The sequence below is a fragment of the Williamsia herbipolensis genome (assembly GCF_036153515.1).
GTDB lineage: Bacteria > Actinomycetota > Actinomycetes > Mycobacteriales > Mycobacteriaceae > Williamsia_A > Williamsia_A herbipolensis.
Window position 1 is genome coordinate 2,606,565 of record NZ_CP108021.1, and the last position, 22,330, is coordinate 2,628,894.

Here is a 22,330-nt window from a genome sequence, read left to right on the forward strand (position 1 = left end):
ACCGCCTTCGCCCGTGTCGAGGAATGTGTCGTCGGCCGAGATCGCCCGACGCCTCCGGCGAGGATAGTGGCCTCACGCCCTCCCGAGCGCACCCGTCGGCCACCTTGTGGACAGCCTGTGACAGGCGAGATGGGTGAGGTTTCACACGGCCTTCGTGAGCTGTTCCGGGGTTACCGTGACGCATGTCCGCATCGCCGCAGGACCCCGCCACCCCCGCCGCCGGAGCGCCGCGTCGCGTCGTCATCGCCGGGGGCTCCGGCGCGCTCGGTCGCCGCATCTGCGGGGACCTGAGTGCTCGCGGCATCGAGGTCGTGGTGCTGACCCGATCCCCCGACACGCAGTGGCCGATCCGGCAGGTCCGCTGGGACGGCGAGACGCCCGGCGAGTGGGTCCGCGAGCTCGATCGACCCGCGACCGCCCTGATCAACCTCGCCGGCAAGCTCGTCGATGTCCGGCCCACGGCGGCGAACATCGCCGAACTCACCCGCAGTCGTGTGGTGCCGACACGCGCCCTCGTCGCCGCGGCGGCCGAACTCTCCGCACCGCTCACCCACTGGGTGCAGGCGAGTACCACCGCGATCTGGGGCGACGCCGGCGAGACGTGGTGCACCGAGCAGACCCCGCTGCCCGATCCCGGGCTGCCGCAGATGACCGGTGTCGCCGCCCCGTGGGAGGCCGCCGCACACGGGGCGCGATGCGGGCATCAGACGATCCTGCGGACCTCCATCGTCCTCGACACCGGGGCCCCGGCGCTGAGGACGCTGTCTCGACTCACCCGCGTCGGGTTGGGCGGTCGGGTCGGCTCGGGACAGCAGTGGTTCAGCTGGATCCACATCGACGACTGGCTGGCGATCGTGCGAGCCGCGCTCGGGCTCACGCCCGGTCTCGAGCTGCCCGACGGCGTGCTGGTCGCCGCCACCGACCAGCCCGTCCGCAACACCGACCTGATGGCCGCGCTGCGCCGACACCTGCACCGACCGCCCGCGCCGCCGACCCCGACGCCGTTGCTGCGTCTGGGGGCCGTGCTGCTGCGCAGTGATCCGCTTCTCGGTCTCACCGGGCGCCGCGCACGGTCAGAGGTGCTCGCCGCGAGAGACTTCCGGTTCGCCTTCCCCGACCTCGACGGCGCGCTCACCGACCTGATCGGGTAGGTCCGACGCCGCCGATTTGAGATGTCTCATCGCCGTGCCTATAGTTGCGCCAACGGTCGCTTCGTGTGACCGTTCTCACTCCCTCGACGGCGACAGGAGCTTGGCGGTGGCGACACACACCCAGTCCGATCCCCATCGGTCGGCCGGTCGGCGCCACTCCTCCGCCTGGCACGAGGACACCGTCGACATCCGCGGCCGCTGTGTTGCGATCAGCATCAGCATCGCCGCACTCATCGTCGTCCTGGTGGCGCTCTTCCTCTTCTGATCCGACCCACCCGACCACGCGTCGGACTCGGTATCCCTGCACGTCACGCCGCATTTACCCTGCCATCGAAACCTGAACCAGGGTTGAGGTGGAATCGTCGGCGACTGTTGCATTCACCCCAGCACTGCGTAAGGCTGGATACGGTAGAAGAACATCGCACGGGTATGGAACCCGAGGAGAGGAACAACGTGTCTGAATACACCTTGCCGGATCTGGACTACGACTACGCGGCACTGGAGCCGCACATCTCCGGCAGGATCATGGAGCTGCATCACAGCAAGCACCACGCCACCTACGTGAAGGGCGCGAACACCGCGCTCGAGAAGGCCGCCGCCGCGCGCGAGGACGGCACCATCGCCGACAAGGTCTTCCAGCTCTCGGCGAACCTGGCCTTCCATCTCGGTGGCCACACCAACCACTCGATCTTCTGGAAGAACCTGTCCCCCAACGGCGGTGACAAGCCCGAAGGTGACCTCGCGGCCGCGATCGACGATCAGTTCGGCGGCTTCGACAAGTTCCAGGCGCACTTCACCGCCGCGGCGACCACGCTGCAGGGCAGCGGATGGGCGATCCTCGGCTTCGACACCATCGAGGGCAAGCTGGTCATCCAGCAGCTCACCGACCAGCACGGCAACACCTCGGTCGGCCTCATCCCGATCGTGATGCTCGACATGTGGGAGCACGCCTTCTACCTCGACTACCAGAACGTGAAGCCCGATTACGTCAAGGCGTGGTGGAACGTCGTCAACTGGGCCGACGCCGGCGAGCGTTTCGCCAAGGCGCAGAGCCAGGGCAAGGGACTCATCGTCGGGGCGTGATCACCCCGGGGTGATCACCCCCAAGCAGGACTGAGAAGGGCCATCGACGAGAGTCGGTGGCCCTCCTTGTGTCTCGGTCCTGCAAACATCCTGTAACGCTGCACTGCGCAGTACGCGCCAGCAGTTGTGGCGCCCTTCGCGGTCGGTGATGCTCGTGAGAAGTGACGCTCGGTGGTGGCGTCCGTCTGCGGTAGGAGGCCTCATGAGCGAGGACATCGGTCCGGCGAGGCGGTCCGCCGCGGGCATCCCCATCGGCCTCACCCCGTTCCATCGCGACGGCCGCCTCGGCGGCATGTTGATCTCCGGCCGTTGGCCCGACACCACCCTCGAATGGACCCAGACCCTCGTGGCCTCGGTGCGGATCGCGTGCCGACCCGGCCTGCTGCAGACCACCACCATCTTCGGGGTGGTCGAGGACCGTCCCGACGAGTGCGAGCCGGGCACGGTGGGGATGATGCTCGCGATGGGCAGCGTCTTCAGCGACGACTTCATCGCGGTGCTCGCCCACGGCCGCGGCGACCGATCCGGCCTGCGTGGGCATCCGCCGGCCCTGGTGATGCTCCATCCGCCGTCCCAGACGCGACCGTCGCTGCCGGAGTGTTCGGAGGTCGCGTCGGGTTGCGTCCTGCTGCCGGGTGTCCCCGAACTGGGCCTCGAACACCGCGCGGGCTGGGCCGAGGCGGAGGCCGACGGAACGGTGGTGACGCTGCGCAACCAGGTCGGGGTCGACCCGAACTCCGACCCCGACACCGCCGTACTGGCGATGTTGCTGGCCGCCTGAACCGTCTCGCACGGGTCGCCGAAACCACTCGGAAAGGGCCTCCGAACTGGGGTTATGAGGGTTGGGTAACTGTTGCTCGCCCGGCCGGACCCCTCTACCGTCACAGTCATGCTCTCCGCTCTGATGATCAGTTTCGGCGTCATCTTCGTCGCCGAACTCGGCGACAAGTCGCAGCTGATGGCGATGACCTACGCGATCCGCTACCGCTGGTGGGTCGTGCTGCTCGGCATCACCATCGCCACCACCGCCGTCCACCTCGTGTCGGTGGTCGTCGGCCACTACCTGGGGCTGTCGATCCCGTCGGACCTGATCACCATCGTCGGCGGTCTCGCCATGCTCGTCTTCGGGCTGTGGACCGTGCGCGGCGACGAACTCGACGACAACGAGTCGAGCCGCGCCGCCCGGACCGGGGCCTCGGTGATGTTCGCGGTCATGTCGTCGTTCTTCCTCGCCGAGCTCGGCGACAAGACGATGCTGGCGACGATCACGCTGTCCACCGACCACAACTGGGTCGGGGTGTGGATCGGTTCGACCGTCGGCATGGTGGCCGCCGACGCGTTGGCGATCATCGTGGGTGCAGCGCTGGGGCGGAAGCTGCCGGAGCGCGCCATCTCTCTCGGTGCGGCCGTGCTGTTCTTCGGTTTCGCGATCTGGTTGCTCACCGAGGGCATCCTCGCCGCTGCCAGCACCACGATCGCCCTCAGCGCCATCAGCGCCGCCGTCGTGATCACCGTCGTCGGGATCGGCGTCATCATCGCCACCCGCAGTTCTCGGGCCGCCCGCGCCGCGACAGCGGAACCCGTTGTGGCGGAGGCTCCGTCACGATCGAACGGGGACCACGCGTAAACCGCTGTGCACCGGCTCGTTCGACGGCCGGCTGTCGACGCCGTTCAGTGCCGACGCCAGATCCGGCGGATCGACCGGTAGGCCCTGCTGCGCGCGGAGGACCTTGATCAGTTCCCCGACGATGAACACCGAGTCGCTCGAGAGGCCCGCGAGGCGGAACGCCGCGACCTGCACGCTCGAGTCGGCCTGGAGGCGCATGAGCTCGATCTGATCCCGGGTACGTTGCGCCGCACGGTCTTCGAGGAAGTAGTGCACGTCGACGCCGAACGCCGCGGCGATGCCCTCGACGGTGCGGAACGACGGCGACTTCGCCTTGCCCGACCGCAGCTGGCTCAGGTAGGACTCGCCGAGGCGGAATCCGCGCTCGGTCGACCGCGCCGCGATCGCCTTCGCGCTGTACGCCCGCCCGTTCGGGCCCGGCACGGTCCGGAACAGTTCCTCGAGCCGCCGGGCGAACAGACCCGCATCCGACGATTCGACCCCGTCGTCCGTCGAGTCGTCACTCGTCGACACAGCATCGTCCGGACGCGATGTGCCCGAAACAGATCCAGACATCTTTCCCCACCCCCACTGAGTTCAGTGAAATCGGTGCGGGACGTCACCAGATGGTTCTCACAAGGATCCGCCCCCGCACAACCCTGCCGGTGGCGACCGTTTCCCCCGGTCACCGACATGGTCCCGCACAGGATATACGACAAGGTGGTCAAACGTGGACGTCGCGGCCCCGACGGGCCTCCCGACGATCGTCGACCCGAGGCGGCTAGAGGGCCGACCGGTGCGGGATCGCGTCCTTCGCGGCGGTGTCGATCCACTCCCGGAGCACCTTGGTGGCCCACACGTCGTCCTCGTTGTAGCGCAGGAGTCGTGCCCGCTGCCCCTCCGCGGAGTCGGTGGGATCGGGACCGGCGGGGTCGTCACGCCCCACCGCGACGCGGTACCAGTCCATCGACGCCTCGCCCCCGGCCTCGGGGTCGCGCCACGAGAAGCCCGCCACCGGGGCTATCTTCTTCAGGCCCTTGCCGTGGGGGCACACGAAGTTCGTGCCGACGGCCTCGTAGACATCGACCCACTCCGGGGAACCGATGAACTGCTCGATCTCCCCGATCGCGGGGACGCCGGGACGGCCCGCGAACCGCCGGGCCGAACCCAGCAGCCACCGGTTCTCGGCGGCTTGTGAATAGCAATAGGCGGCGAAGGTGTGACCGGCCTCGTGCGCGGCGGCACGCTCGTCCATCAGCCACGCCCAGAACTCCGCGAACGACCGGGCCTCGTCGTCGGTGGGCAGCGGGTCCCAGGTCACGAACGGGCGGTAGAGCACCTCGCGCGCGGGGTCGGTGCGATCGGTCAGCAGGGTGCCCCACAGGTAGGCGCCGTCCTCGCCGTACGACTCCATGTCGACATCGACCTCCACGTCGGCGCGCGCGACGACGGGCTCCTCGATGCGGCGGATCAGCGGTACCCCGGCCAACCAGGCCCGCGCAGAGGTCACGGCATCGGCGAGGTCGGCCCGACCGGGCCAGTCCGACGGCACCGGACCGTCGAACGCGGCGAGATCGTCGATGGTCAGCACCCCGACGGTCCGCAACGCGTCGACCTGCGATCCGTTGACCACGAGACTCACGTCGCGGGTGGCGGTCAGCTCGGGTTCGCACCGCACCCACCACGGGCACGTGCGGCACTCACCGACGCGGCTCGGCCCGGTCGTCAACTCCCCCGCGGCGATGGCCCCGCGGCGGGTGAGCAGGTCGTCGTAGCCCGCGAGGGTCTCGGTGAGGTCGTGGACGACGATGCAGTCGGCGTCGAGTCCGATCGAACCGCCGAGCCCGGTCGTCGACCCGACGCCGGCGTGGGCGAGCAGTCGGGTCAGGTGCGCCAGGCGCAGCAGGTCACGGCGATGGCGACGAACCGCGCGGGTCGGGTCGGGCGTGGGCGACCACGACCAGAGCGGGCTGGTCACCGGAGGTGCCGCCGGGGTGTCGCCGGAGCCCGGAGCCACCTTCTTGGCGGGCGGTGCGGGCACGGTGACGCGGTGGTTGACCACGATCACGGGCACGTAGCCGTCGGCGACGCGCACGAGGAGTTCGGATCCCCCGCGGATCCCCGCGTCGGGATCGGCGGGCAGCGACGCGTTCCAGATCCACGCGACGTCGGCGGCGCAGGCCGCCATCGTCGCCGCCACGCGGTCACCACCATTGGCGCCCGCGACGCGCACCACCGCGCCGGGTTGATCGCTGTGCAGCCCCTCGAGCATCTCGGCGACCGTCTCGCGGTGAGCGGTGGCGGCCTCCTTGCGGCGGGTGACCGACGGATCCTCCGCCGACGGTTCGGCGGTGAGTGCGACGACACCCTTCTCCGGCGAGGACTCGGCGGAGGCAAACGTGTCGGGTACCACGCCCGAGTCCAGCGCGAGGCGATGGTCACAGCCGCTGAGATCACGTGCCGAGAGGAGTCGACGGGCACGTCGCACGGCCACCCTGTCGTCCATCTGCACCCATCCCTTTCGCATGCCCCCGGAGTCACCCGCCGGCTTCCTCGCCCGCGCGAGGGCACCGCCCGTCGGCTGTGCGATGCTGGTGTGGCTGTTCTTCTACCGTAGTGCCGAGACATTTCTTCAACCGGGAGGATCCGATTCATGGGTCTGTTCACCTCGAGACGCAGCACGCGCGCGCAGAGGAAAGCCCAGGCCAAGGCCCTCAAGGCCAAGGCGAAGTTGGAGGCACGCCTCGATTCACGCGGAGTGGACCGGGATCGCAAGGCGCGCAGGCGCCAGGAGGCGAAGCTCACCAAGAAGACGCTGCGCGCCCAGCGCAAGTCCGACAAGGCCGTGGTGAAGGCCGTCACCGACACGAACAAGGCGAGCGTGAAGGTGGCCAAGGCGAAGGCCGACGCCGCCGCCGCAGGCACCTCGCTGACCCCGCGCAAGGTCAAGCGCTACCTGTCGATCGCGAAGGTCGCCTCCCCCATCGTGGTGCCGCTGGCCTACCGCGGATCGGTGCTCGCCCGCGAGCAGCTCACCCGCTACCAGGCCGAGCGCGTCGGCGTCCCCGTCGACGAGATCAACCAGTACAGCGGCCACGGCGCCACACTGTCGGCACAGATCGCCGGGGCCAACCGGTCGCTGTCGACGCTCGCGGGGACGCGTGACAACGACGCGGAGACGAAGACCTTCGTCTCGACGATGCAGTCGCGGCTCACCGACCTGACCGCGGCGACCGAGGCGGCCGAGCACATGCCGGCCCCGCGCCGTCGTGCCGCACACAAGGCGATCTCGACCGAACTGACCGCCATCAACGCCGATCTGCTGGCCCGCCTCGGGGTGCGTCCCTGAGCGGTGATCGCCGCGCCGTGAGCGCTCGTGTCGCCGGCGTCGTGTCGGTCCGGGGGGCCGCGGTCGCGGCGCTGATCCCCGCACTCGCCGTCGCCGCCCACGCGATCGCCTCCGGTTCCGCCCCCGGCCCGCTGGGTGTCGGTGCCGCGCTGCTCGTCGGTGTCGTCGCCGGCATCTTCGCCGGACCGCACTGCGGTCGTCTCGGGCTGCTCCTGGTCCTCTCCGCCGGTCAGGCGGTCGCCCACCTCGCCCTTTCGATGGGGATGTCGCACTCCGGCGCGATGTCCTCGGGTATGGCGTCCCCGCCCGACTCCCCGGGGCATCACCACGTGATGCCGTCCGGCGAGATGATGGGCGGCGCCGGTCACGCGGCACACGGTTCGGCCGGCGGCGGATCGTCGATGCTGCTCGATCATCTCGCCGTACTCGCCCACCCCGGGTCGGCCGACGGCCTGCTCATGCTGCTGACGCACCTGGTGGCCATCCCCCTGTGCGTCGTGCTCGTCGCCCTCGCCGGCGCCGTGTCCGGGATGGCGACCGTCGTCGTCGCAGCCCTCACGACACCCATCACCGCACTCGCGCAGAGCGTCTCGACCGTCGTCACGGTCACGCTGCTCGTCATCGCCCGCCGCATCGATCGCGCCGCGGGCGCCGGGACCCGCGGCCCTCCGGTCGTCGGCACGTTCGCCTGACACCGCCCACAGGGCATCGCACCGCCTGCCGGCATGAGAGCCGTCGCAGGCGGCACACCCACATCTCTTCTCAGTGAGGATCCATCTCAGTCATGACCATTCATCACATCTCCCGGCCTCGATCTCGCCGGCCCGGATCTCGTATTCGCGGTCGGGTCCCGGTCGCCCTCGTCGCGACCGTCGCCACCCTCGGTCTGGGTGCGGCGCTCGCACCGGCCGCCGCCTCGGCGCACGTGACCGCCACCTCCCCCGGTCTCGCGCAGGGCGGCTACGGCGTCATCACGTTCAACGTGCCGAACGAGACCGACACGAACACCACCACGACCAGCCTGACCATCACCCTCCCGAACCTGAAATCGGCTCGACCGGAGGCGATCCCGGGATGGCAGGCCGCGGTGACCAAGGACCCCACCACCGACGAGGCCACCTCGGTCACGTGGACCACCACCCCCGGGGCGACCGGTGTGGCGCCCGGGCAGTTCCAGCGGTTCGTGCTCAGCGCCGGTCCGCTGCCCGAGAAGGAGTCGGTCACGTTCCCCGCGGTGCAGACCTATTCCGACGGTGAGCGGGTCGACTGGAACCAGGCCCCCAACGCCGACGGCTCCGAGCCCGAACATCCCGCACCCGAGATCGAGTTGGCGGCGAAGTCCGACGACCACCACGGGTCGGGCACCGCTGCCGGTGGCGAGGAGTCCTCGGACACCGACACCACCGCGCGCTGGCTCGGCGGCGCGGGCCTGGTCGTGGGCGTGATCGGTCTCGCCGCAGCCGGTGTCGCGTTCCGGCGACGGGCATGACCTCGTCCGTCGCGCGGCGGCTCGTCGGGGGCGCGCTCGCCGCGTTCCTCGTCGTGCTGGCGTCTATCGCGTTCGCCGGGCCGGCCTCGGCGCACTCCTCGCTGGTGTCCTCGGACCCGGCGCGCGGTGCGTCGGTGTCGGCGGGCCCGCAACGCGTGACGCTCACCTTCAACGAGGCGCTGCAGGACTCCTACGACACCCTGACCGTGGTGGGACCCGACCAGAACTTCTGGCAGCAGGGTGATGCACAGGTCGTCGGGCAGCGGATCAGCATCGCGCTGCGCCCACTGGGTCCTGCAGGTGAGTACCGCATCAACTACCGTGTCACCTCCGCCGACGGTCACCCCGTCTCGGGGCAGGTGCCGTTCACGCTGACCACCGCGGGTACCGGTACGCCCGGTCCCTCGGCGGACGGTTCGGACTCCTCCGACGACTCGGGGATCCCGGTGTGGGTCTACGTGGTCGTCGTGGTGGTGGTCGTCGGCGTCGCCACGACGTTCGTGGTGCGACGACGCGCGCGTACCTGACCGACAGATGTGACAACAGATGCGGTGCGCCGGAACCCGGCGCACTGCATCGTCGGTTGTGAGGGTCACCAAGGACGCGCGCCGCACCCGTCCATTTCGGCATGATGATCACCAACGTGAGGCACCCCCCACCCACACCATCGCGCAGCAGGGAGCATTCGACGATGACCGAACCGGCCGCCGGCACCCCCGACGAACCCGAGAAGACACCGGCGAAGAAGACACCTGCCAAGAAGGCCCCGGCGAAAAAAGCCCCGGCCAAGAAGGTGGCGGCCAAGAAGGCGCCCGCGAAGAAAGCGGCGGCGAAGAAAGCCCCCGCCAAGAAGGCCCCGGCGAAACGCGCGTCGACGTCGCCCGGAAGCCGGACACCGGCCAAGAAGGCGCCGCCGAAGTCATCCCCTCACGACACCCCGCCGACCCCACCGGTTTCGACGCCCGAGCAGACACCACCGCCTGCGCTGCCGACACCCGCTGTGTCGGCGCCCGACGCGGGGGACGAGACCGCTCGCTTCACGCAACTGCGGCGTACCGCACCGACCGCGCTGTCGACACAGGATCCGATCAACCCCGTGCCGTATGTGGTCGCAGTGGGTGTGGTCGGTGTCGCCGTGGCCCTGCGGCGCCGGCGTCGCCGACGCCGCCGCCGCGGCTGAGCGGGGACGACTCACACGGTCGGGTCAGCGACCGGGCAGGAACCTCAGCAGCTTCATCGAGGTCGGCACCAGCTTGAGGAACAGCTTGCGCGGGACACCGCGGATGCCGTCGATACCGATCACGCGCTGTGTGGCGATGGTCTGCGGCTCGGTGTACTTGAGCAGACCCTCGGTGCCGTGGCGACGCCCGACACCGGAGACCCCCATGCCGCCCATCGGTGCCGCGGTGGAGCCCCACGCGGCGGCGTATCCCTCGTTCACGTTGACGGTGCCGACGCGCAGCTGAGCGCCGATGTCCCGCGCCTGGCCGGTGCTGCCGGCGAAGACGCTGGCGTTGAGGCCGTAATCGGTGTCGTTGGCGAGCTTGATCGCCTCGTCGACCGAGTCGACCTCGTACACCGACACCAGCGGGCCGAAGGTCTCGGTCGCGAAGCACTCCATGTGCTCGTTGACGCCCTTGAGCACGGTCGGGGCGTAGAAGAACGGCCCCAGTTCGTCGAGCTTCTTGCCGCCGGCGAGCACGGTGGCGCCCTTCGCGGTCGCGTCTTTGACGTGGGCGTCGATGACGTCGATCTGGGCCTGCGAGGCGAGTGAGCCCATGTCGGCATCGAAGTCGTAGGCCGGCGCCACCTTCATCGAGGCGACCTTGGCGGCGAACTTGCGGGTGAACTCGTCGGCCACCGGCTTCTCGACGTACAGGCGCTCGATGGAGATGCACAGCTGGCCGGAGTTCGAGTAGCAGGCGCGGGCGGCGCCCTCGACGGCCTTGTCGACGTTGGCGCCCGAGGTCACGATCATCGGGTTCTTGCCGCCGAGTTCGGCAGAGAAGCCGATCAGGCGGCTGCCGGCCTGCTCGGCCAGCGTGGCGCCGGTGGCCGAGGAACCGGTGAACATGAGGTAGTCGGCGGTCTTCACCAGCGCCTGCCCCACGACACCGCCGGGGCCGGGCACCACGGCGAACAGTTCGGGTTCGAGGCCGGCCTCGTAGAGCAGTTCGGCGACCGCGAGCGCGCAGTACGGGGTCTGGCTGTCGGGCTTGATCACCACGGCGTTGCCCGCCATGAGCGCGGCGACGGCGTCCGACGCGGCGAGGGTGACCGGGTAGTTCCACGGCGAGATGACGCCGATGACACCCTTCGGCTGGTAGCGCACCCGCACGTCGGTGGCGCCGGGGATCATGCCCTTGACCTTCTTGGCGGCCAACGTCTTCGGGCCGGTCTTGGCGTAGTGCCGCGCGGTGAGCGCGACGTCCATGACCTCTTCCTGGGCGTACGACCGGGCCTTGCCGGTCTCGGCCTGGGCCATGTCCATGAGCTCGATGCGGCGGTCGAAGACCAGCGCGGCGAAGCGCAGCAGGAGGTCTGCGCGCTCCTTCGGCGACGTCGCGGCCCAGCGGGCCTGCGCGGCGCGGGCGCGACGCACGGCCACCTCGAGGTCCTCGGCGGTGCCGATCGGGATGGTCGTCATCTCGGTGCCGGTGTAGGCCTCGAGCACCGACCGCACGGGTCGGGCGTCGTACTGGTCGATGGCGACCAGTCGACGAAGACGGTCGAAGGTCGCGGTGTCCGGTCTCGCCATCGGGGCTCTTCTCCTCGCAAGCGGTGTGCCGATCTGACACACAATGTTGTCAGTGTAGGCGGTGGCTCGCGCCCCGCCCAGAGCTGATGTGGCTAGACGACCACGATGCCGTCGTCGTCGCTGTGTACGACATCGCCGACTCGGAACGTGACGCCGCCGAAGGCGACATCGACATCGGCTTCGCCCGCACCGGTCTTGGTGGATTTGCGGGGATTGGTACCCAGCGCCTTGCAACCGAAGTCCATCCCGCCGATGACGGCGGAGTCGCGGATGGCGCCGTGCACGATGACGCCGGCCCATCCGTTCGAGCGCCCCAGCTCGGCGATCAGGTCGCCCACGAGCGCCGTGTGCACCGATGCGCCACCGTCGACGACGAGGACCGCGCCGTCACCCGGCGTCCCCAACACCGATTTGAGGAGCGCGTTGTCCTCATGGCAGCGCACGGTGCGGACCGGTCCGGAGAACTCACGACGACCGCCGAACTGGCGGAACTGGGTGTCGCAGCTACGGACGTCGGCGCCGATCTCGTCGACGAGGTCGGCGGTGGCCTGGAAAGTCGATTCGCTCACGGAGGATCAGCTTAGGTGCGGATCAGCTCACGTGACAGGGCCGGCCACACGCAGGGCGATGCCACCGGCGGCGACGACGTCGCCGACCACGAGCTGCCGACCCCGTCGCGTCTCGACCTCGCCATTGACGGTGACCTCCCCGTCGGCGATCACCGTCTTGGCCTCGGCGCCGCTCTCGATCAGGTTCGCCAGTTTGAGGAACTGGCCCAGTCGGATCGAGTCGTCGGCGATCTCGACCTCGCCGGACACATCTGTCATGCCACGCTCCTCGTCGACCGTCACCCACACCCGATGACGACACAGGTGTACAGGTGACACCATGTCACCTGCCCCACTGTGACACCGACACCGTGGGACGCGCGACGTCGAGGGCACGCGAGGCCGGGAGAGGGGGGTCGCCTGCGATGACCGCCACCGCTTCGGCCGAGAAGCGTCTCGACCCGGTCGAACGGCGCGATCCGGTCGAGCGATCCGCACGGATCCTCGAGCGCATCCGCACCCCGTCGGGCAACGGCGGACGAGCACCCCGGTTCGCGGGCCGCGTCGTCGGCGTCCTGGCCGCCTTCGCCGTCGTCAGCAGCATCTCGGTCACCGTCCGCCACATCGTCGCGGTGCCCCGGGACTGGATCGACACCTACGTCATCTCCGCGCCCGACACCAGCTTCGCGTGGGCCTTCGTGCTCGTATTGCTCTCCGTCGCACTCTCGGCACGCAAGCGCGTCGCGTGGTGGCTGACGGTCGGCTACATCGTGCTGTTCGCCGGCACCAACAGCATCTATCTCGTCCCGTCGATCGCCCGGGAGTACGAGGTGTCCACGGCCGGTCGCGTAGGTGTCGCGATCGGTCTCGCCATCGACATCGTCGTCCTCGGTTACCTGATCCTGCGGTATCGGCAGTTCTACACACGGGTACGTCGTGGCGCACTGCTCACCGCGCTCGCCGTCCTGGCGGGCGGGTTGGTGGCCGCGACCCTGGTCGGGTGGGGCCTGGTCGAGGCGTTTCCCCGCGATCTCGAATCCGAGCAGCGCCTGCCCTACGCCTTCAACCGGGTCGTGACCTTCGCGTCGGTCGGCACGCGCACCTTCGACGGCAACCACACCTACACCGTCATCAACTCACTCCTCGGTCTGCTCGGTGCGCTCGCGCTCATCGCCGCCGCCGTCGTGCTGTTCCGTTCGCAGCGGCTAGCTGGACTGATGACCCCTCCCGACGAGCGTCTGATCCGCGCGCTGATCACCGCCTACAACGACGACGACTCGCTGGCGTACTTCTCCACCCGCCGGGACAAGGCAGTCGTGTTCGCGCCGAACGGCCACGCCGCCATCACCTATCGCGTCGAGGTCGGTGTCGGCCTGGCCTCGGGCGACCCCATCGGCGATCCGCGGTTCTGGCCCGACGCCATCGCCGAGTTCTTCACCCTCTGCGACCGATACGGCTGGCATCCCGCCGCGATGGGCGCCAGCGAACGCGGCGCGACCGCCTACGCCGCGGCGGGCATGACGGCGCTCAACATCGGCGACGAGGCGGTGGTCGACGCCCGCACCTACCGCATCCACGGGCCCGACATGCGCGGTGTGCGACAGGCCGTCACCCGCACCCGTCGCGCCGGTGTCACCGTGCGGATCCGGCACCACGGCGACCTCACCGAGGACGAGATGGCCGCGGTCATCGACCGCGCCGACCGGTGGCGCGACACCGAGGACGAGCGGGGCTTCGCCATGGCCCTGAGTCGACTCGGTGATCGACACGACGATCGGTGCCTGCTCGTCGAGGCCGTGATCGCCGGTGACGAGACGGACCCGGCCGATGAGGTCGTCGGGATGCTGTCGTTCGTGCCCTGGGGTCGCACCGGCGCATCCCTCGACCTGATGCGCCGCGACCGTGATGCCGTGAACGGCGTGGTGGAGGCGATGGTGACCGAGTTCGCCCTGCGTGCAGGGGAATTCGGCGTCACCCGGATATCGCTGAACTTCGCGGCGTTCCGGTCGGTGTTCGAACGCGGTGGAGAGATCGGTGCCGGACCGGTGATGAAGGGGGCGCACGGCGTGCTCACCTTCGCCTCCCGGTTCGTCCAGATGGAATCGCTGTACCGCTCGAACGCCAAGTACCTGCCGCAGTGGGCCCCGCGGTTCCTGTGCAGCGAGGACGCGCGGTTCATCCTGCGCGCCGGCATCGCCGCGATCGTCACCGAGGGTTTCGTCACGATGCCCCACATCCGCCGGACCCGGATGGGGTCACGACGTCACGTCGGGACCACCCCGGCCATCCCCGCCGGACTCGACATCGACACCGTCATCGACGAGATCCACGCTGCGGCAGAGGCGTCGGTGACGGGACCCCGTCGGCCCGAGCAGGTCCGGGTGCGGATGGCCAAGCTCGCCGCTCTCACCGCGACCGGAGTGGACGCCTATCCGGCCGCCCGCCCGCCGAGTCACACCGTGGCCGCCGCGCTGGCCGCCGAGCCGGGTCTGCCGGTCGAGATCGCCGGCCGAATCCTGCGGGCCCGCAATCTCGGTGGCGTGATCTTCGCCGACGTCCGCGATGCATCGGGATCGATGCAGGTCCTGTTCGACGCCGGCGAGCACGCGGGAGTCGCCCACCGATTCGCCGAGTTCGTCGATCTCGGCGATCTGGTGTCGGTGCGTGGACGTCGAGGGCGCAGCCGGTCGGGCGAGGAGTCGGTGCTGGCCGACGACTGGACGATGCTCGGCAAATGCCTGCACCCGTTGCCGGACAAGTGGAGTGGCCTCACCGACCCCGAAGCCCGGGTACGGCTACGACACGTCGAGCTCGCCGTCGACCCCTCGGCGGCCGACGCTCTGCGCACGCGGGCCCTGGCCGTGCGGGCCATCCGTGACCACCTCGTCGCCCAGGGCTTCCTCGAGGTGGAGACACCCATCCTGCAGCGGGTGCACGGCGGGGCGAACGCCGAGCCGTTCCGTACGCACATCAACGCCTACGACCTCGACCTCTACCTGCGCATCGCGCCGGAGCTCTACCTGAAGAGACTGTGCGTCGGCGGGATCGAGCGGGTCTTCGAGATCGGTCGCAACTTCCGCAACGAGGGCGTCGACAGCACGCACAATCCCGAGTTCACCAGTCTCGAGGCCTATCTCGCGCACGGCGACCACATGACGATGCTGCATCTGACCCGTTCACTGATCCAGGCCGCGGCCATCGCGGCCCACGGTGCGGCCGTCGCCATGCGGCCCGGCCCCGATGGCGCGATGACGGCGGTCGACATCTCCGGCGACTGGCCGATCCGGACGGTGCACGGCGCGGTGTCGGACGCGGCGGGTGCACCGGTCACCCCGGACACCGATGCGGCTCGGCTGCGCGAGATCTGTGACAGTCTGGCGATACTCCACCGACCCGAGTGGGATGCGGGTCAGCTGGTGCTCGAGCTCTACGAGCACCTCGTCGAGGATCGGACCACCATGCCGACGTTCTACGTCGATTTCCCCACGTCGGTGTCGCCGCTGACGCGCTCGGATCCCGACCGCCCCGAGGTGGCGCAGCGATGGGATCTCGTCGCCTGGGGTGTCGAACTGGGCACGGCCTACAGCGAACTCACCGACCCCGTGGAGCAACGGGCGCGCCTCACCGCACAGTCCGACCGCGCGGCCGGGGGCGACCGTGAGGCCATGGAGGTCGACGAGGACTTCCTCGACGCCCTCGAGTACGCGATGCCGCCGACCGGGGGTCTGGGGATCGGCGTCGACCGCGTGGTCATGCTGCTGACCGGCAAGTCGATCCGCGAGACCCTCGCCTTCCCGTTGGCCAAACCCCGGTGACCGAGGAGCTGCCCGGGCAGCTGATCGACGTCGACGGTCGCTCCACGCATGTGATCATCGAGGGCTCCGGCCCGCCTGTGGTGTTGCTGGCGGCGTTGGGCAGCAACTGGTTCGATCTCGATCAGCTCGCACTCGCGCTGTCGCCGTCGTTCACGGTCATCCGTTTCGACCGGCCCGGGTACGGCGCCAGCGAGGCACTCCCCCGCGACACGTGGCCCACGTTGGGCGGCGAGGTCGGAAGGATCGCGAGCGTCCTCGACGCCCTCGCGATCGAGGAACCCGTGCTGATCGCCGCGCACTCGATGTCGTCGATGTACGCCGAGGCGTTCGCCCGCGAACACCCCGATCGCACGGCCGGTGTGCTCATGATCGACGGCACGTTCGTGATGTTCCCGTGGCGCGTGCTGCCGACTGCTCTGCGCGTGCGCAACTGTCACCGCGCGGTGGCCGTGGCCGACCTCCTCCGACTGCCGCAGCTGCTCGGCGCCGCGGCGCACGATTCGGTCTTCCCCACCCCTCCGACCGGTTACACAGCGGCGCAACGTTTCTGGGTCCGTCAGGTGTTCAGCCGGTCGGACATGTTGCGGGCCACCCTCGTCGAGAACGCAGCGTTCCCCTCCATCAACATGGATCTCATCGACCTGCGCCGGCGCGACGGCGGAACGGTGCGTGCGGCGGTGACCGTGCTCGCCGCACTACCGGCGGCGGGGCTGTGGCTGCGCTGGTGGCGGTGGCGACACCAGCGTTATGCGCAGATCCTCGGTGGCGTGTACGAGGAGATCAGCCCGGCGAATCACCTCGTCGTCGCCCAGCATCCGGCCGACACGGCGTTCTACATCCAGCGCCTCGCCCGCCGCGCCGGGCATCTCCCCACCCCGCCCCGCCAGTTGGGCACGTAAACCCGCCGGTTGGGCACGTAAAGACCGCAAGTGGGCAGTGGATTCGACCTGCGGCTGCGTCAGAGACCGAATGCGCGCATGTCGGCCGCGGTGACCATGCGCTCGCCGTCCTCGGGCCACCGACGGGCCAGACGGTGCCGGGTGAACAGGCCGCCGGGGCGTCCCGCGAAAATGTGGGTGGGTCGGGCAGTACGTCCGTGATGAATGTTCGTGGTGAGCTTCACGAAGGATCACATCCCTGGTTCCGAGAGGTCCGACACCCGTCGACCCGAGCACCGGTGTGACAGATGTTACTCATGTGACTATCGAAATGTGACCTAAGACACGCGCGACTCTGACGTTCGGCCTGTGGATAACCACCGGGCAGCACGCCGACGCAGAACGTTCGTACGGTAGGTTGACGACGTTCTCGACGCCGACGGGGCGTCGACCACATCCTCGGGGAGATCCAATCACCATGCGTACGCGCTTTCGCTCACTCGTCGCCGCCGTCGCGGTCACCGCTGCCGCCCTCACCGGAGGTGCGCTGGCTGCAGCTCCCGCATCTGCCGCACCACCGAAGGACATCCCCAAGTTGTCGGTGTACAGCGACAACATCGGCGCATTCGGCGACCACGACTTCTGTCGCGGCGCCTTCAACGTTCGCCTCAGCTCTCCGAAACGTGGAGTCACCCGCGTCACGCTGACCTCCTTCGGTTTCACCGGCAACGGCGTCGGCTGGGCGAAGAATCCCAAGTGCAAGCTCCTGATCGGGACCAACTTCACGAGCGCAATAGCTTTCAACCGGGAGGACTTCTTCCCCGTCGTGTTCGGTACCAAGCGCGGCGAGAAGGCCACCCATGACATCGCAACCGGGTCGGGCCTGGTCCAACTCGGCCTGGTGCCGTATGCGGCGAACAGCCCGGTACGGGTCTTCCAGGGTTACGGCTCCGGTTACTACTACGTCGCGCCCTAGGGTCCTAACGACCCCGCCACACAGGGGCGCGCTTCTCGACGAAGGCGGTGACACCTTCGATGGTGTCCTGGCTGATGATGAGTTCGTCCATCGCCGTCGTCGGATGAGCCGCCGCGACAACGGGATCGCTGATGCCCTGGGTCTCGGTGATGCCGATCAGTGAGGCGCGCACCGACGTCGGCGAGGACGCGAGAACCTCCGACGCCAGTTCGCGGGCGGCGTCCATCACGGTGCCCTCGGGTGCGACGCGGCAGGCCACGCCGCGCTCGAGGGCCTCGGCGGCGGGCATGCGACGTCCGGTCAGGATCATCTCCATCGCGATCGACCGCCCGAGCAGACGGGGCAGTCGCACCAGCCCGCCGGCCAGCGCCGCGAGCCCGACCTTCACCTCCGGTAGCGAGAACGTCGCGCGCTCGTCGGCCACGATCATGTGGCAGGCGAGCGCGATCTCGAACCCGCCGCCGAGCGCGTGGCCGTTGACCGCCGCGATCACGGGCTTGGTGAGATCGGGGCGGCTGGTCAACCCGGCGAACCCGTTCTTGGGCACCGAGAACATCGCGCCCGACGCCGTCGCCGCGAGATCGTTGCCCGACGAGAACGCCTTGTCGCCCGCACCGGTCAGGATCGCGACCCACAGATCGGGATCGGCGAGATAGGCGTCGAAGATCTCGTCGAGCTCGGCGTTCGTCGCGGCATCGAGGGCATTGCGCGCCTGCGGCCGGTTGATCGTGACCTCCAGCAGGTGCCCATCACGCCGGACGAGAACACCGCTGTAATCGTCCCGAAAACCTCTCGCACGAACAGGATTCAACGCATCCATGGTTGCGACATCGAGACTCACCCGATTGCCGTCGGCGAACGACCGTGCGACCACCCGCGTCCCGATCGGCTGGTCGGTGTCGGTCAGGTGCGCCATCATCGCCTCGTCGGACCGGTGCACGGTCGAGATGAAGCGCGCGCCCTGCCCGCCGTCGGCGTCGAGCAGCCGACCGATCACGATCGCCGACGTCGGCCCTCGCTTGCCGTAGGACACCGTGAACGTCTCGATGACCGCGGGGCCGTCGGCACGATCGACGATCGCGACATCGGGGACGGCATCGAGCCGTGCCTGGACTCGCGCGCTGTGGGACGCCGTCCACGGCGCCGGGGTGGTCGAGTAGATGCCGGTCGAATACTTGCTCAGCACACCACCATTGGCACCGACGAGCCCGAACGAGCCGGGCTCGGCGCGCACACGATCGACGACCTCGACGATCGCGTGCATCGAATAGTTGTTGCCGGGCCCGCCGAAGTAGGGCAACCCGCCGGTCACGGTGAGGCCGCGCGGGTCATCCGGTGCCAGACCGAGGCCGTCGCACACCGCCGACACCGCTACGGGGAAGCAGCTGTACAGATCCATGGCGGCCACGTCGTCGAGACCGATCCCCGCCACCTCGAGCGCCGAGGAGACCGACGCCGCAGCGGCCGGCGCGGAACCGATGTCGGGCCGGTCGAGCAGACGCTTCTCGCGGAGATCGGCATGCCCGTGGAGGAAGACCCAGCGGTCGGAGGGGATCCCGAGCTCGCGGGCGCGACTCACCGACATCAGGACGACAGCCGCGGCCTGGTTCACCTGATCGCGCGCGATCATCAGACGCGGGAACGGATCGGTGACCTGCCGGTTGGAGTCGTCCACCGACGCGATCTCCTCGGCAGTGCGTTCGACCGGTGACGCCGCGTGCGGATTCTTCGCCGCGACAGCGGTCATCGGCGAGAACAGCTCGGCCATCGATCGTGTGTAGGTTGCGCGATCGGTACCGAGCCGCGCACGACGCGCGTTCTCGATCACCGAGTACTGCAGCACGGGCACCATCAGTCCGTGGCGGACCTCGGCGACGGTGGTGATGCCGCGGAGTCCGAATCCTCGGTCCTCGAGGCGCGCATCGGCAGCCGCGTCGTTGGGCTCGTTCCAATCGGGCCGGGTCGCCTCGGTGTCGGACGTGATCGCACGGACCGTGGAGATGACCTCGGCCCCCACGATCACCGCGGCCTGGGTGTCGCCGGCCGCGATCGCACCGGCGAGTTCGGTGAGCAGATGCTGCGGACTCTGCCCGCCGACGACCTCGGCGATGAGTCGTCGGGCATCGACACCCACCCGTCGCGCGATGGCGCCCGGCATGTTCGCCGGGCGTCCCAGCTGCGATGACGACAGCGGGCTCGACACCTCGAACGATCGGATGGCTCCGAGGGTGTCGATGGCGCTCGCCACCTCGTCCCGCGCGCAACCGGTGTCGTCGAACGCTGCGCGGACCGAGTCCGCGGCGAGGTCGGCTTCGGATCGAGCGCGGTATTCGGGCTCGCCGAGCCGCTCGGACACCTGACCCACCCCCACGATGACCGGCGTGGATGGATCCAGATCGGTGAGACTACTCATGACTGAATAGTCTCACACGGCCTCGGCGCATGCGATCATCGCAGCCATGACGCGACCGGGTGCACCACTGGGAGATCTCTTCGCCCGCGCCGTGACACAGGCCTTCGGACCCGCGTTGCCCACGTCCGACACCACCGACGACCGCATCCTCGACGCCGCGCTGGCAGTGCTCGGCCGCCGCAGCACGCGGGAGGCGACGGTCGAGGAGATCGCCCGCGAGGCTGGCGTGGGTCGTGCCACGGTGTTCCGCCGGTTCGACAGTCGCGACCACGTCTTCGAGGCCGCACTCGTACGGTTCGTCGGTCAGGTCGTCGGCACGATGGTCGACCGGTTCGCCGCGGTGACCGATCCCGTCGACCAGGTGGTGGAAGGGTTCGCGATCTGTCTGGCGCTCGACGACGACCCGCTTCTCGCCGACCGTGGACGCCGGGGCGAGCTGCTCGCCGCCCTGTCGGGCGGGGACCCGTCGCCGCTGCGACTCGCATGGTCGGCCGTCGCGGCGAATCTTCGCCGAGCGCACCGGGACGGTTCGATCACGGTCGGCGATCCCGACGAACAGGCAGACGCGCTCGTACACCTGGGGCTGTCGTATCTGATGACGCCGGGGCTCGCGGTCGATCTCACCGATCCAGCAGCGGTCCGGGCTTTCGCCCGGCGCACCGTCGCGCCGATCGTGGGCGCGATTCCGCCACACGCCGTGCCGTCCCCGTGATCGGATCGGGTATGACCACCGACGCAACCGTGATCCTCGAGAACTACACCTACTTCGAGTGCCCGCGCTGGCACGACGATCGCGTATGGGTGTCGGATTTCTACACCCACCAGGTGATCTCGGCGAACGCCGACGGCTCCGACGTGCGCGTGGAGGCGCAGGTCCCGAACCAGCCGTCCGGGCTGGGGTGGCTCCCCGACGGGCGGCTGTTGGTGGTGTCGATGCGCGATCAGACGATCCTCCGGCGCGAACCCGATGGTGAACTCGTCGTGCACGCCGACCTCTCCGAGCTGGTGTCGGAGAATCTGAACGACATGCTCGTCGACGCGAGCGGCCGCGCCTACGTCGGCAATTTCGGCTTCGACCTCATGAACGGCGGGACGCCCGCATCCACGCACCTCGTCCTCGTCGAACCCGACGGTTCGGCGCGTGTCGTCGCCGACGACCTGTATTTCCCGAACGGGATGGCGCTCGCCGACGACGGGCGGCTGCTGGTCGACGAGACCATCGCCAACCGGGTCAGCGCCTTCGACATCGCCGACGACGGATCGCTCGGCGAGCGCCGTGACTGGGCGGTGTTCGGTGATCTCCCCGACATGGACGACATCGCCGCGGCGATGGGCCAGATCGTCCTCGCACCCGACGGATGCTGCCTCGACACCGACGGCACACTTCTGGTCGCCGATGCGCTCGGCGGGCGCGTCGCCCGCGTGGCCGAGGGCCGCGGCGTCATCGACCAGTACGACTTTGACAGCGGTGTGTTCGCCTGCGGCCTCGGAGGAACGGACGGTCGCACCTTGTTCGTCTGTGCCGCTCCCGATTTCGACGAACACGCCCGCAAGGTCGCCACCGACGGCAAGCTCTTGGCGGTGCAGCTGCCCTCGTGACCGCCGCGGTCAGACCGGCCGCGGCCGGTATCGCGTCATCGTGATCCCCGACGGGAACGCTGTCGACTCCTCCAGCGCGAGAGGCACGGGCGGCGCGTCCTCGAAGAGTCGGCGACCTCGACCCCGGAGGAACGGGTAGACGAACAGCCGGAACTCGTCGACCAGCCCGAGTGCGATCAACGCGTGACAGAGGCCGATGCTCCCGGTGCACACGATGTCGCCACCCGCCCGCTGCTTGATCTCCTCGACTCCGCTGCGCAGATCCCCCGAGAGCACCTCGGTGTTCGCCCACCCCGGCTCGGTGATCGTCGACGACACGACGTACTTCGCGACCTGGTTCAGGTGTGCGGTCACACCCGTCGTGTCGTCGGCGCGCGGACCCCAGTAGTCCCGCATCCCGACGAAGGTATCGCGGCCGACGAGGAACCCGTCGGAGGCGTCGCGCTGACGGGCCAGAACTGCATCGGCTGCGGGATCGGATCCGGCGTTGGTGAACCAGTCGTCGGTGGCCTCGACGACGCCGTCGACGGTGATGTTCTGGGTGATGACGAGGTCTCGCACGTCCATTCCTCTCGGTGGTGCCGCCGCTCGGCACGGAGGCACGACCGGCGCGATCTTTCGCTGTCCTGAATACAGACTCCGTCATCGGACGGAACTCATCGGGG

The 22,330-nt window shown here is 69.2% G+C and carries 23 protein-coding genes; 15 read left to right on the forward strand and 8 right to left on the reverse strand.

Features of this window, described 5'->3' with window-relative positions:
* Positions 1–182 precede the first annotated feature (182 nt).
* From OG579_RS11665 to OG579_RS11685, 5 genes are all read left to right on the forward strand, one after another.
* Positions 183–1,151, forward strand: coding sequence for an epimerase (locus OG579_RS11665; RefSeq protein ID WP_328856063.1), 969 nt, complete (start codon positions 183–185; stop codon positions 1,149–1,151).
* 106 nt (positions 1,152–1,257) lie between these two features.
* Complete coding sequence (locus OG579_RS11670) at positions 1,258–1,416, forward strand: hypothetical protein (RefSeq protein ID WP_160298490.1); 159 nt, start codon at positions 1,258–1,260, stop codon at positions 1,414–1,416.
* A 188-nt stretch (positions 1,417–1,604) separates the two neighbouring features.
* Entirely contained in the window at positions 1,605–2,234 is a 630-nt protein-coding gene (locus tag OG579_RS11675) for a superoxide dismutase (protein ID WP_045821001.1), read from the forward strand.
* A 202-nt stretch (positions 2,235–2,436) separates the two neighbouring features.
* Positions 2,437–3,015 carry a hypothetical protein gene (locus OG579_RS11680; protein ID WP_045820958.1) on the forward strand — a complete coding sequence of 193 codons (579 nt, stop codon included), beginning with the start codon at positions 2,437–2,439 and terminating at the stop codon, positions 3,013–3,015.
* A 108-nt stretch (positions 3,016–3,123) separates the two neighbouring features.
* Positions 3,124–3,861 carry a TMEM165/GDT1 family protein gene (locus OG579_RS11685; RefSeq protein WP_328856064.1) on the forward strand — a complete coding sequence of 246 codons (738 nt, stop codon included), beginning with the start codon at positions 3,124–3,126 and terminating at the stop codon, positions 3,859–3,861.
* Here the strand turns inward: OG579_RS11685 and OG579_RS11690 are convergent.
* Positions 3,835–4,416 carry an XRE family transcriptional regulator gene (locus OG579_RS11690; protein WP_408068667.1) on the reverse strand — a complete coding sequence of 194 codons (582 nt, stop codon included), beginning with the start codon at positions 4,414–4,416 and terminating at the stop codon, positions 3,835–3,837. The two genes, OG579_RS11685 and OG579_RS11690, sit on opposite strands and share 27 nt — an antisense overlap.
* A gap of 205 nt (positions 4,417–4,621) precedes the next feature.
* Positions 4,622–6,346, reverse strand: a complete 1,725-nt coding sequence (locus tag OG579_RS11695; RefSeq protein WP_328856066.1) for a TM0106 family RecB-like putative nuclease — start codon at positions 6,344–6,346, stop codon at positions 4,622–4,624.
* Positions 6,347–6,493: 147 nt separating this feature from the next.
* Here OG579_RS11695 and OG579_RS11700 point away from each other — a divergent pair, with 147 nt between their 5' ends.
* The 5 genes from OG579_RS11700 to OG579_RS11720 all read left to right on the forward strand — a co-directional run bounded on the left by OG579_RS11700 (position 6,494) and on the right by OG579_RS11720 (position 9,858).
* Entirely contained in the window at positions 6,494–7,189 is a 696-nt protein-coding gene (locus OG579_RS11700; protein ID WP_328856067.1) for a DUF6474 family protein, read from the forward strand.
* A gap of 17 nt (positions 7,190–7,206) precedes the next feature.
* Positions 7,207–7,881: a hypothetical protein gene (locus OG579_RS11705; RefSeq protein WP_328856068.1), complete on the forward strand. Its 675-nt coding sequence runs from the start codon at positions 7,207–7,209 to the stop codon at positions 7,879–7,881.
* A gap of 92 nt (positions 7,882–7,973) precedes the next feature.
* Complete coding sequence (locus OG579_RS11710) at positions 7,974–8,678, forward strand: YcnI family protein (RefSeq protein ID WP_328856069.1); 705 nt, start codon at positions 7,974–7,976, stop codon at positions 8,676–8,678.
* The gene (locus OG579_RS11715; protein ID WP_045820953.1) at positions 8,675–9,205 is read left to right on the forward strand and encodes a copper resistance CopC family protein; all 531 of its coding nucleotides are present in this window, start codon (positions 8,675–8,677) and stop codon (positions 9,203–9,205) included. Before OG579_RS11710 ends, OG579_RS11715 begins: the two co-directional genes overlap by 4 nt.
* A 164-nt stretch (positions 9,206–9,369) precedes the next feature.
* The gene (locus tag OG579_RS11720) at positions 9,370–9,858 is read left to right on the forward strand and encodes a hypothetical protein (RefSeq protein WP_328856070.1); all 489 of its coding nucleotides are present in this window, start codon (positions 9,370–9,372) and stop codon (positions 9,856–9,858) included.
* A gap of 24 nt (positions 9,859–9,882) precedes the next feature.
* On the opposite strand, the gene OG579_RS11725 is transcribed toward OG579_RS11720, so the two are convergent.
* From OG579_RS11725 to OG579_RS11735, 3 genes are all read right to left on the reverse strand, one after another.
* Positions 9,883–11,436, reverse strand: coding sequence for a succinic semialdehyde dehydrogenase (locus tag OG579_RS11725; protein ID WP_328856071.1), 1,554 nt, complete (start codon positions 11,434–11,436; stop codon positions 9,883–9,885).
* Positions 11,437–11,528: 92 nt separating this feature from the next.
* A complete protein-coding gene (rraA, locus tag OG579_RS11730) occupies positions 11,529–12,005 on the reverse strand; it encodes a ribonuclease E activity regulator RraA (protein ID WP_045820950.1) in 477 nt (158 codons plus the stop codon).
* 27 nt (positions 12,006–12,032) lie between these two features.
* Positions 12,033–12,263 (reverse strand): RNA-binding S4 domain-containing protein, encoded by a 231-nt coding sequence (locus tag OG579_RS11735; protein WP_328856072.1) that lies wholly within the window; start codon positions 12,261–12,263, stop codon positions 12,033–12,035.
* Positions 12,264–12,409: 146 nt separating this feature from the next.
* Here OG579_RS11735 and lysX point away from each other — a divergent pair, with 146 nt between their 5' ends.
* A complete protein-coding gene (lysX, locus tag OG579_RS11740; RefSeq protein WP_328856073.1) occupies positions 12,410–15,799 on the forward strand; it encodes a bifunctional lysylphosphatidylglycerol synthetase/lysine--tRNA ligase LysX in 3,390 nt (1,129 codons plus the stop codon).
* Positions 15,796–16,698, forward strand: a complete 903-nt coding sequence (locus OG579_RS11745; RefSeq protein WP_328856074.1) for an alpha/beta fold hydrolase — start codon at positions 15,796–15,798, stop codon at positions 16,696–16,698. The genes lysX and OG579_RS11745 overlap by 4 nt, the downstream gene beginning before the upstream one ends.
* Before the next feature lie 59 nt (positions 16,699–16,757).
* Here OG579_RS11745 and OG579_RS11750 read toward each other — a convergent pair whose 3' ends face one another.
* Positions 16,758–16,922, reverse strand: a complete 165-nt coding sequence (locus OG579_RS11750; protein WP_160298489.1) for a hypothetical protein — start codon at positions 16,920–16,922, stop codon at positions 16,758–16,760.
* A gap of 233 nt (positions 16,923–17,155) precedes the next feature.
* On the opposite strand from OG579_RS11750, the gene OG579_RS11755 reads away from it, so the two are divergent.
* On the forward strand, positions 17,156–17,653 hold the full coding sequence (locus OG579_RS11755) for an enoyl-CoA hydratase (RefSeq protein ID WP_328856075.1): 498 nt from the start codon (positions 17,156–17,158) through the stop codon (positions 17,651–17,653).
* A 4-nt stretch (positions 17,654–17,657) separates the two neighbouring features.
* On the opposite strand, the gene OG579_RS11760 is transcribed toward OG579_RS11755, so the two are convergent.
* Positions 17,658–20,066, reverse strand: coding sequence for an acetyl-CoA acetyltransferase (locus OG579_RS11760; protein ID WP_328856076.1), 2,409 nt, complete (start codon positions 20,064–20,066; stop codon positions 17,658–17,660).
* A gap of 46 nt (positions 20,067–20,112) precedes the next feature.
* On the opposite strand from OG579_RS11760, the gene OG579_RS11765 reads away from it, so the two are divergent.
* Both OG579_RS11765 and OG579_RS11770 read left to right on the forward strand, forming a co-directional pair.
* Positions 20,113–20,778, forward strand: coding sequence for a TetR/AcrR family transcriptional regulator (locus tag OG579_RS11765; protein ID WP_045820945.1), 666 nt, complete (start codon positions 20,113–20,115; stop codon positions 20,776–20,778).
* Positions 20,779–20,789: 11 nt separating this feature from the next.
* Positions 20,790–21,665, forward strand: a complete 876-nt coding sequence (locus OG579_RS11770; RefSeq protein WP_045820997.1) for an SMP-30/gluconolactonase/LRE family protein — start codon at positions 20,790–20,792, stop codon at positions 21,663–21,665.
* A 9-nt stretch (positions 21,666–21,674) separates the two neighbouring features.
* Here the strand turns inward: OG579_RS11770 and OG579_RS11775 are convergent, their stop codons facing one another.
* Complete coding sequence (locus OG579_RS11775) at positions 21,675–22,226, reverse strand: dihydrofolate reductase family protein (RefSeq protein WP_328856077.1); 552 nt, start codon at positions 22,224–22,226, stop codon at positions 21,675–21,677.
* Between the last annotated feature and the right edge of the window lie 104 nt (positions 22,227–22,330).

Bases quoted from the DNA above. Each gene is read 5' to 3' on its own strand.
- OG579_RS11665 (WP_328856063.1), top strand. From the start codon at position 183: ATGTCCGCATCGCCGCAGGACCCCGCCACCCCCGCCGCCGGAGCGCCG.
- OG579_RS11680 (WP_045820958.1), top strand. From the start codon at position 2,437: ATGAGCGAGGACATCGGTCCGGCGAGGCGGTCCGCCGCGGGCATCCCC.
- OG579_RS11685 (WP_328856064.1), top strand. From the start codon at position 3,124: ATGCTCTCCGCTCTGATGATCAGTTTCGGCGTCATCTTCGTCGCCGAA.
- OG579_RS11690 (WP_408068667.1), bottom strand. From the start codon at position 4,416: ATGTCTGGATCTGTTTCGGGCACATCGCGTCCGGACGATGCTGTGTCG.
- OG579_RS11695 (WP_328856066.1), bottom strand. From the start codon at position 6,346: ATGGACGACAGGGTGGCCGTGCGACGTGCCCGTCGACTCCTCTCGGCA.
- OG579_RS11700 (WP_328856067.1), top strand. From the start codon at position 6,494: ATGGGTCTGTTCACCTCGAGACGCAGCACGCGCGCGCAGAGGAAAGCC.
- OG579_RS11710 (WP_328856069.1), top strand. From the start codon at position 7,974: ATGACCATTCATCACATCTCCCGGCCTCGATCTCGCCGGCCCGGATCT.
- OG579_RS11715 (WP_045820953.1), top strand. From the start codon at position 8,675: ATGACCTCGTCCGTCGCGCGGCGGCTCGTCGGGGGCGCGCTCGCCGCG.
- OG579_RS11720 (WP_328856070.1), top strand. From the start codon at position 9,370: ATGACCGAACCGGCCGCCGGCACCCCCGACGAACCCGAGAAGACACCG.
- OG579_RS11725 (WP_328856071.1), bottom strand. From the start codon at position 11,436: ATGGCGAGACCGGACACCGCGACCTTCGACCGTCTTCGTCGACTGGTC.
- OG579_RS11735 (WP_328856072.1), bottom strand. From the start codon at position 12,263: ATGACAGATGTGTCCGGCGAGGTCGAGATCGCCGACGACTCGATCCGA.
- lysX (WP_328856073.1), top strand. From the start codon at position 12,410: ATGACCGCCACCGCTTCGGCCGAGAAGCGTCTCGACCCGGTCGAACGG.
- OG579_RS11755 (WP_328856075.1), top strand. From the start codon at position 17,156: ATGCGTACGCGCTTTCGCTCACTCGTCGCCGCCGTCGCGGTCACCGCT.
- OG579_RS11760 (WP_328856076.1), bottom strand. From the start codon at position 20,066: ATGAGTAGTCTCACCGATCTGGATCCATCCACGCCGGTCATCGTGGGG.
- OG579_RS11765 (WP_045820945.1), top strand. From the start codon at position 20,113: ATGACGCGACCGGGTGCACCACTGGGAGATCTCTTCGCCCGCGCCGTG.
- OG579_RS11770 (WP_045820997.1), top strand. From the start codon at position 20,790: ATGACCACCGACGCAACCGTGATCCTCGAGAACTACACCTACTTCGAG.